The following is a 7,644-nucleotide window of genomic DNA, read 5'->3' as shown; positions in this document are numbered from 1 at the left end:
TCCCTTCATCTCCGGCGGGGACATCGCGGGGACGGTGGAGGCGCTCGGCGCACACGTCCGAGACCTCGCTTACGGGGATCGGGTGCTCGTGAACCCCTCATCGGCCGAAGGCATGCTCGGGGAGAGCTTGCCGGGCGGTATGGCGGAGCTCGTCAGAACGCCGGCGTCCCACGCCATTCCCCTGCCCGACGGCGTCCCCTTCGAAGAGGCCGCATGCCTCCCCGTGGCTTACGGAACCGCGCGGCGGATGCTCCATGAGCGCGCGAAGCTTCGCAGGGGGGAGACCGTCCTCGTTCTCGGCGCGAGCGGGGGCGTGGGTACGGCAGCCATTCAGATCGCGAAGAACATCGGGGCGCGGGTCGTCGCGGTCACCAGCTCGGCGAGCAAGGGACAGAAGCTTCTCGAGCTCGGTGCAGAAGAGGTCATCGATAGCTCGACGACCGACTTCAGCGCGGAGACCTGGCGGCTGAGCCGCAAGCAAGGTGTGGACGTCGTCGTCAACTACACCGGAGGGGAGACGTGGGTTCCTTCCCTCCGCTGCCTGAAGAAAGGAGGCCGACTCGTGACCTGCGGCGCGACGGCGGGATTCGATCCCAGGACCGACCTCCGCTACGTCTGGGTCCGCGAGCTCACCATCCTGGGATCCGACGGCTGGACGACGGAGGACATTCGCGAGCTGGTCGACGGGGTCGACCGAGGACGCATCCGACCCATCATCGACCGCATCCTGCCGCTCTCCGAGGCGAGGACCGCGGAGAAGCTCCTCGAGGACCGAGCCGTCCTCGGAAAGGTGCTGCTACGTCCATGACTCTCGAACGTCTCCAGCATGCGCTCGACGAGCCTCCGTATCAGAGATTTCTGGGGCTCCAGGCGGTCGCCTTCGATCCCGTCGCCGGCTCGGTCACGATCAGACTGCCGTTCCGGCGCGAGCTCTGCCGTTCGTCCACAAGGCCCGAGCTCCATGGCGGCGTCACCGCCGCGCTCATCGACATCGCCGGAGACTACGCCCTCGCCGCTCGGCTCGGACGGGGCATTCCCACCATCGACCTGCGCATCGATTTTCTGCGGATGGCGGTCGAGACCGACCTCATCGCGACGGCCCGCGTCGTCAAAGCGGGACGTACTCTCGGGGTGGTAAACGTCGAGGTGCACGACGAGGGGGGACAGCTGGTCGCCATCGGCCGGGGCACGTACTACACCAAGAGTTGAAGCGCCTCGCGCCTTACTCGCCTTCGGCGAAGCACAGAACCACACCGCCCGCGCGTTCGGGGCGAACCCACACGGCGTTTTCTCCCGGGTGGGGCGTGACCTGATTCGCCTTCAGACAGGCCGACGTCGCCTCGAGATCTCGGACCGCGAGCTCGACGACGGCAACGCAGGGTATCGAAGGAAGCACCGCGCTCGCGTATCGCAGGGACAGCTCATGCGGAGTCGCGAAGGAGACGATGCCCTCGGCGAGGGCGCCCCGGGTCAGCCGCTCGAACCGTCCGGACGTCTCGTCGGGATCGATACAGCAGATCGTCACGCCCGAAAGTCCGAGCACGCCATTGGGATGCTCGAGCAAAACCTCCTGCCACAGTGCATCTCTGGTCGCGTGCTCGATGAATAGAAGCTCCGCCTCGGGAAATGCGTCGCGAGCGAGATGCACGACGCGAAACGTCCCGGGCGTGGTTTCCTCTCCCTGGAGACCCAGAGGCACGTCCCGTCCGATCTCGATGGGTGCTGTCAGGGCAGCGACTTCGTTCTTCCAATTCTGGTAAAGCTCTGGGGCACTTTGGCACCCGAGCGCGATGAGCTGAACGCCGTGGTACTTGCCCGCGAGGGCGGTGAAATGCTCGTGATGGAGGTTGGGATCGGTTACACCGAGGATCTCATAGTAGCCCCGGTGGAACATCGCGCAGTGATTGCCGGAGCCCCAGGGCACGATCGGTCCGTCGGGTGTGATTCTTCCCTTGTGAGAGCTAGCCCGCGTGAGGCGAAAGCCGAGCCTTTCATAATCCTCCTTCGACGACGCGAGATCGGGCGTGATCAGCGCGACGTGATCGAGCTCGAGCGAGATGTTCCCCCTCATCGACTGGTCTCCTTCATTTCCGCTCCGAAAGCCTGCTCGAGGATATGTTGTACCACCACACGGTCGACCTTGCCTGCTCCATTCAGAGGAAGGGACTCCACGACCAGGACCCGGCGAGGGTGCGCGTAGGCGGGCCCGTTGTCGAGACAGTGCTTCTTGAGCGTGCTCTCGTCGAGTCCTTCGGCTCCGGTTCGGCTCATTACCATCGCAACTGGCACGTGTCCCTTGACGGAATGCCGAAGCGGAACGACGGCGGCATCGAAAACGGCCGGGTGTGAGAGCAGGAGGTTCTCGACCTCCTTCGGGTATACGTTCTCGCCGCCGCAGTTGAACATGTCGTCGCATCGACCCCGGAAGTAGAAGAATCCCTGCGAATCGCGGGAGAAGAGATCGCCAGTGGCGAGCCAGCCGTCCCGGAGCCTCTCGGCGTTGACGTCGGCCAGATTGTGATAGCCGGGTGTGACTCCGAGGTTTCGTACCCAGAGCTCGCCTTGGCTCGAGCTCTCTTTGCCGGTCGCGTCGACGAGCTTCACTTCCCCTTCGGGCCAGGCAAGGCCACAACTGCCTCGAGGAGTCTCCCTGCCATCTATCGGAGGGCCGATCATGACCGGCCCCCCCTCGGTGAGACCGTAGCTTTCGGTGACCTTGACGCCGAAAGCCCGTTGGACCGCGGACATCAGCTCTTCGGGCACGGGTGCCGAGCCGATGTTCAAGCTCTCGAGATGGGAAAAATCCAAACTGGCGATGAGATCCTCTTCTTGCAAGAGCTTCGTGAAGACGGCCGGCACCCCCGAAGCCTGGGTGCAGCGATACTTCGAAAGGGTCCGGAGAAAACGACGCGGCTCGAAATCCGGCAGGATGACCACGGTTCCCCCGGCCTGGAGAAGCGGCTTCACCGCGCCCGCCATCGCGTTCTTGTGATAAAGGGGTACCGCCGCGAGCGCCCGAGCGTTCGATTTCTCGGGCCAGTATCTTTCGAGGCAGCGGACCCACCAGAGCTGTCCCTCATGTGTCAGCACGACGCCTTTCGGCTTTCCGGTGGAGCCCGACGTGTAGGGCTGGAAAGCCGGGTGATTCCGCGGAAGCTCGGTGGACTCGGGAGTGGGATCTTGACGGAGAAGCCACTCCTCGTAGTCGAGCCACCCATCCGGCACCGGATCGAAGGCGAATCGATGGTCGAGTCCGAGCCGGTTCGTGACCTCGACGACGAAGCGACTACACGAGGGCTCGACGAATGCGCCAACGCAAGACGCGTCGCGGAGAATGTACTCGAGGCTCTCCGCGCCGAGCTTCGTGTTCAGCGGAACCGGGACCACGCCGGCGCGCATCGCACCGTACAAGATCTCGATGAACTCGAACCGGTTTCCAATCGCCATGGCGAGGCGATCGCCCGGCCCCATGCCTCGCGAGCGCACGAGGCTCGCCACACGGTTCATGCGTTCGTCCAGCTCACGGTATGTGACTTCGCGCGGGCTCGACCGCGAGAGATCGATGAGGGCGGTGCGTTGCGGAAACCTGCCGGTCGCCTTCGAGCACCAGAAGCCCAGATTGTCTTCCTGCCTCACTCGTCAATCGTCTCCGTACTGGTATCTCGCGTCATGTCCCAGGGTCTTCATCGCGCTCCCGGTTCTCGAACCCGCTGCACGAACCACCAGTGGTGGCCTTCCGGATCGGCACAGTGGTAGCCGCGATCCGCCCAATACTCTTCCCCGTAATCGTGGGTCTCGGGCCCCTCCAGGATGTCGGCGCCTGCAGCACGGGCCCGCTCGCAATGAGCATCGACGTCATCTACGTAAACGCATAGACTCTGGGTGTTGGCTCCGTCGAGAGAGCGTGGGCTCGCGCAGTACGAGCGATGCGCCCGGTCGGTTCTCCGCGTGGAGCCCACCATGATCAGACCCTCTCCGAGGACGAGCTCGGAATGCTCGATTCGTCCGCCTTCGCCCTCGACCTTCAATCGCACCTCGAATCCAAAGCTCTGGCACAGCCAGTCTATGGCTTTGGGGGCGTCATCGTAGAAAAGCGCCGAAGAGATCCTCGGCCAGCCTTTCGGGGTATCCTTCATGATTTCTCCCCTTTCTCTCGATTCCCAAGTCGGTAAGTAGTTATTAGTCGATGCTCGAGCTCATCGTCAATACCCTCGGTCGCCCGGGTTGCGTCCCGAATCAGGCGTCGGAGTCGCTGGCGCGCCGGCCAAGAACGGTTTCCCCTTCCCCGGCCTGGATACCCGCTGCCTCGGTGGATGCCCGTTGCCTGATGCTGTACATTAACGACGGCGGCGGCAATGGAAATCGAGGTTACTCCCGTCGGCTCGACCGATGTGACGCTCGTTCGCATTCGCGGATCCATCGTGGATGGCAAGCCCGCGGCCGAGTTACGCGCGACCCTAGATAAGCTTTCGCGTGAGCGCAAAGTGCGCAACATCATCGATCTCGAAGGGGTGAGCTGGTTCGACAGCGTGGGCATCGGGATCCTCGTCCATCATTACGTGTCCGTTAACGGTCGTGGCGGGAAACTCCTCTTGATGAATGCCAACGACAAGATGCGCAAGCTCATCGAAATGGTCCACCTGAGCGATCGGTTCGGGTGGGCCGAGAACATCGACGACGCGCTTCGATGGCTCGAGAAATGAAGATACCGGTTCCCGCCAACGAGATGGCCCGGCTCGAAGCTCTCGGACGTTACCAGATCCTCGATACGCCTCCCGAGGAGGGTTTCGATGACCTGACCCTGCTCGCGTCCTACGTCTGCCGTACCCCCATCGCCGTCATCACCTTGGTGGACGAGCAGCGGCAGTGGTACAAGTCGGCGCGTGGCATCGCGCTGACCGAAACCCCGCGCGAGCACGGATTCTGCTCCCACGCGATCCTCGACACCGACGTGATGGAGGTTCCCGATACGCTCGCCGACGAGCGTTTCCGAACGAACCCGTCGGTGATCGCCGAGCCGCGGATCCGTTTTTACGCCGGCGCGCCCCTCGTAACCGCAGATGGTCTCGCGCTCGGTACACTCTGCGTCGCCGACCGAGCGCCACGCTCCCTCGACAGCGAGCAGCGCGGGCTCCTCACCGCACTCGCCCGTCAGGTGGTGAGCCGAATGGAGGAGCGCCGCAAGCTCGTCGATCTTACCCGTGCCCTGGTCGAGCGCGATCACGCCCGCGGGGAGCTCGACCAGTTCTTCGAGCTCTCACTCGACCTCCTTTGCGTTGCCGACCACGAGTACAACTTCAAGCACGTCAACCCGGCATGGGAGAAAACGCTGGGCTATTCGCGCGGAGAGCTGCTGGCGAAGCCCTACCTCGATTTCGTACACCCCGACGATCTGGAAGCGACGGTGGAGGCCGCCTCCAGCCTCCGTGCGGGCTCGGACGTGATCTCGTTCGAGAACCGGTACCGCTGTGGCGACGGCTCTTACAAATGGCTGTCCTGGAACACGGCGGTCTCGGTCGAATCGGGTCTGGTCTACGCCGTCGCTCGAGACATCACCGAGCGAAAGCGCGCCGAAGAGGCGCTGAGGCGATATGCCCGCGATCTCGAGCAGGCGAAACGCGCCGAAGAGGAGAACGCGCGCCGGCTCACGCAGCTCGTGGACGAGCTCGATCAGGCGAAACGGTTCGCCGAGGATGCGACCCGCGCCAAGAGCGAGTTTCTCGCCAACATGAGCCACGAGATCCGAACGCCGATGAACGCGATCATCGGCATGACCGAGCTCACCTTGCAATCCGACCTCGACGAGGAGCAGCGGGACCATCTCATAACCGTCAAGGACTCTGCCGAAGCGCTCTTGGAGCTTCTCGACGACATCCTCGATTTTTCCAAGATCGAGGCCCGCAAGCTGGCCATCGACTACGTCCCCTTCTCGCTTCGCGATACCGTGGGAGCGACAGTCAAGATCCTCGAGATGAGGGCTCGTGAGAAAGGACTCGACCTCTCCTCGAACATCGATGCCGCCGTCCCCGATCATCTCCTCGGCGACCCGCGACGGCTTCGCCAGATCCTGGTGAACCTCATCGGCAACGCACTGAAGTTCACCGAGGAAGGCTGGGTCAAGCTCGACGTGAAGAGCGTATCGGTTGCCCTCGACGAAGTCGAGCTCCACTTCATCGTGGCCGATTCCGGAATCGGTATTCCCGAAAGCAAGCAGCAAATGGTGTTCGAGGCCTTCGCTCAGGCCAATCAGGCAATGGCGAGGAAATACGGGGGCACCGGACTCGGCCTGGCGATCTCGGCTCACCTGGCCTCCATGATGGCCGGTCGGATTTGGCTCGAGAGCGTTCCGGGCCAAGGAAGCGCCTTCCACTTCACGCTGCGCTTCGGCCGTGCCACCGACGAGGAGGTCTCGGGAAAGCGGACGGAATCCGCGAAGGCGCCCCGTCCGCGAGGCGGCTTGAACATCCTCTTGGCCGAGGACAACGCCGTCAATCGCGAGCTGGTGGAACGGCTGCTGGCGAAACAAGGTTACACGGTCGAGTCCGTCTCCACCGGCCAGGAGGCACTCGACGCGCTCGAGACCCCCGGTCGATTCGACCTCGTGCTCATGGACGTCCAGATGCCGGGAATGAGCGGACTCCAGGCCACGGAGCTGATTCGAGACCGCGAGGCACGTTCCGGCGCCCATATTCCCGTCATCGCCCTCACCGCCTATGCCATGAACGAGGACCGGGACATGTGCTTCGACGCGGGCATGGACGCCTACGTCTCGAAACCGATCCGTTTCGAGGAGCTGCTCGATACCATGGAAGGGCTCGCCGCCCGCTTCTCGATCGAGCGACGTTCCGAGGTCTCTCCCATCGAGAAGAACGACGCGCCGGTGCTCGAGATCGAAGAGCTCCTCGCGGGCGTCCGAGGAGACCGGGGATTGCTCCAGGAGCTCATCCAGCTCTTCAAAGAAGACTCCCACGAGATGCTGGAGACCATGGGAGACGCCATCCGAGGCCGTGAAGCAAGAAAGCTCGCCACATCGGCGCATGCGTTCATCGGCGCTCTCGGAAACTTCGCCTCGAAGCGGGCCCTCGACCTCGCGAGGGAGCTCGAGCGCCGCGCCCGTACCGGGGACCTCGACGATGCTTCGAGCCTCCTGCAAACCCTCGTCCACGAAACCAAGAGCCTCGAGCGGGCCCTCGACGAGGCGATGAAAGACTGAGCCATGTCCAAAGTCCTCCTGGTCGAAGACGAACGCGTCACCCGCCACCGCATCGAGAAGATCCTCCAAATGGCCGGGCACGAAGTCAATAGTGTGGCCAGCGGTGCGGCGGCCCTCGATCGTCTCGGCCAGCAGGAGTTCGACGTAATGCTCCTCGATATCTGGATGCCGGAGATGAGCGGGCTCGAGCTCCTGAGAAAGATGGACAAGCGAGCCACCCGCCCGAGGGTCGTGGTCATCACCGCCGACAACACGCCTCAAACCGTCCTCGATGCCGTGCGGGAGGACGCCTACGCCCTGCTCGCCAAGCCCATCGACCCGACCCCGCTTCTCTCGCTGGTCGAAAAGGCGGCAAGCGACCCGGGCAACGGCTCGCGCATCCGTGTCCTCTCGGCGAAACCGCACTGGGTCGAATTGGCCGTCCCCTGCGA

Annotated in this window: 8 protein-coding genes; 5 read left to right on the top strand and 3 right to left on the bottom strand. The window is 63.6% G+C overall.

All coding sequences use genetic code 11. The annotated features are described in order from the left end of the window. The coding region (locus VEK15_00975; GenBank protein HXV59235.1) for a zinc-binding dehydrogenase at positions 1-808 on the top strand (808 nt) is incomplete at its 5' end. Then, positions 805-1,209: a PaaI family thioesterase gene (locus VEK15_00970; protein ID HXV59234.1), complete on the top strand. Its 405-nt coding sequence runs from the start codon at positions 805-807 to the stop codon at positions 1,207-1,209. The genes VEK15_00975 and VEK15_00970, both read left to right, overlap by 4 nt. A gap of 13 nt (positions 1,210-1,222) precedes the next feature. On the opposite strand, the gene VEK15_00965 is transcribed toward VEK15_00970, so the two are convergent. The 3 genes from VEK15_00965 to VEK15_00955 are packed head-to-tail and all read right to left on the bottom strand — an operon-like array spanning position 1,223 to position 4,136. Then, on the bottom strand, positions 1,223-2,071 hold the full coding sequence (locus tag VEK15_00965) for a VOC family protein (GenBank protein HXV59233.1): 849 nt from the start codon (positions 2,069-2,071) through the stop codon (positions 1,223-1,225). After that, positions 2,068-3,636: a class I adenylate-forming enzyme family protein gene (locus VEK15_00960; GenBank protein HXV59232.1), complete on the bottom strand. Its 1,569-nt coding sequence runs from the start codon at positions 3,634-3,636 to the stop codon at positions 2,068-2,070. The genes VEK15_00965 and VEK15_00960 overlap by 4 nt, the downstream gene beginning before the upstream one ends. A gap of 47 nt (positions 3,637-3,683) precedes the next feature. After that, positions 3,684-4,136 (bottom strand): VOC family protein, encoded by a 453-nt coding sequence (locus VEK15_00955; GenBank protein HXV59231.1) that lies wholly within the window; start codon positions 4,134-4,136, stop codon positions 3,684-3,686. Positions 4,137-4,355: 219 nt separating this feature from the next. On the opposite strand from VEK15_00955, the gene VEK15_00950 reads away from it, so the two are divergent. The 3 genes from VEK15_00950 to VEK15_00940 all read left to right on the top strand — a co-directional run. After that, positions 4,356-4,703, top strand: coding sequence for an anti-sigma factor antagonist (locus VEK15_00950; protein ID HXV59230.1), 348 nt, complete (start codon positions 4,356-4,358; stop codon positions 4,701-4,703). Beyond that, a complete protein-coding gene (locus tag VEK15_00945; protein ID HXV59229.1) occupies positions 4,700-7,213 on the top strand; it encodes a response regulator in 2,514 nt (837 codons plus the stop codon). Before VEK15_00950 ends, VEK15_00945 begins: the two co-directional genes overlap by 4 nt. Positions 7,214-7,216: 3 nt before the next feature. After that, positions 7,217-7,644 (top strand): response regulator (locus VEK15_00940; protein ID HXV59228.1); only part of this gene is annotated, 428 nt, incomplete at its 3' end.

The organism is Vicinamibacteria bacterium (assembly GCA_035620555.1).
Taxonomy (GTDB): domain Bacteria; phylum Acidobacteriota; class Vicinamibacteria; order Marinacidobacterales; family SMYC01; genus DASPGQ01.
The sequence above is the reverse complement of the archived record's forward strand: the minus strand, read 5'-3'. Positions and strand labels throughout refer to the sequence as shown.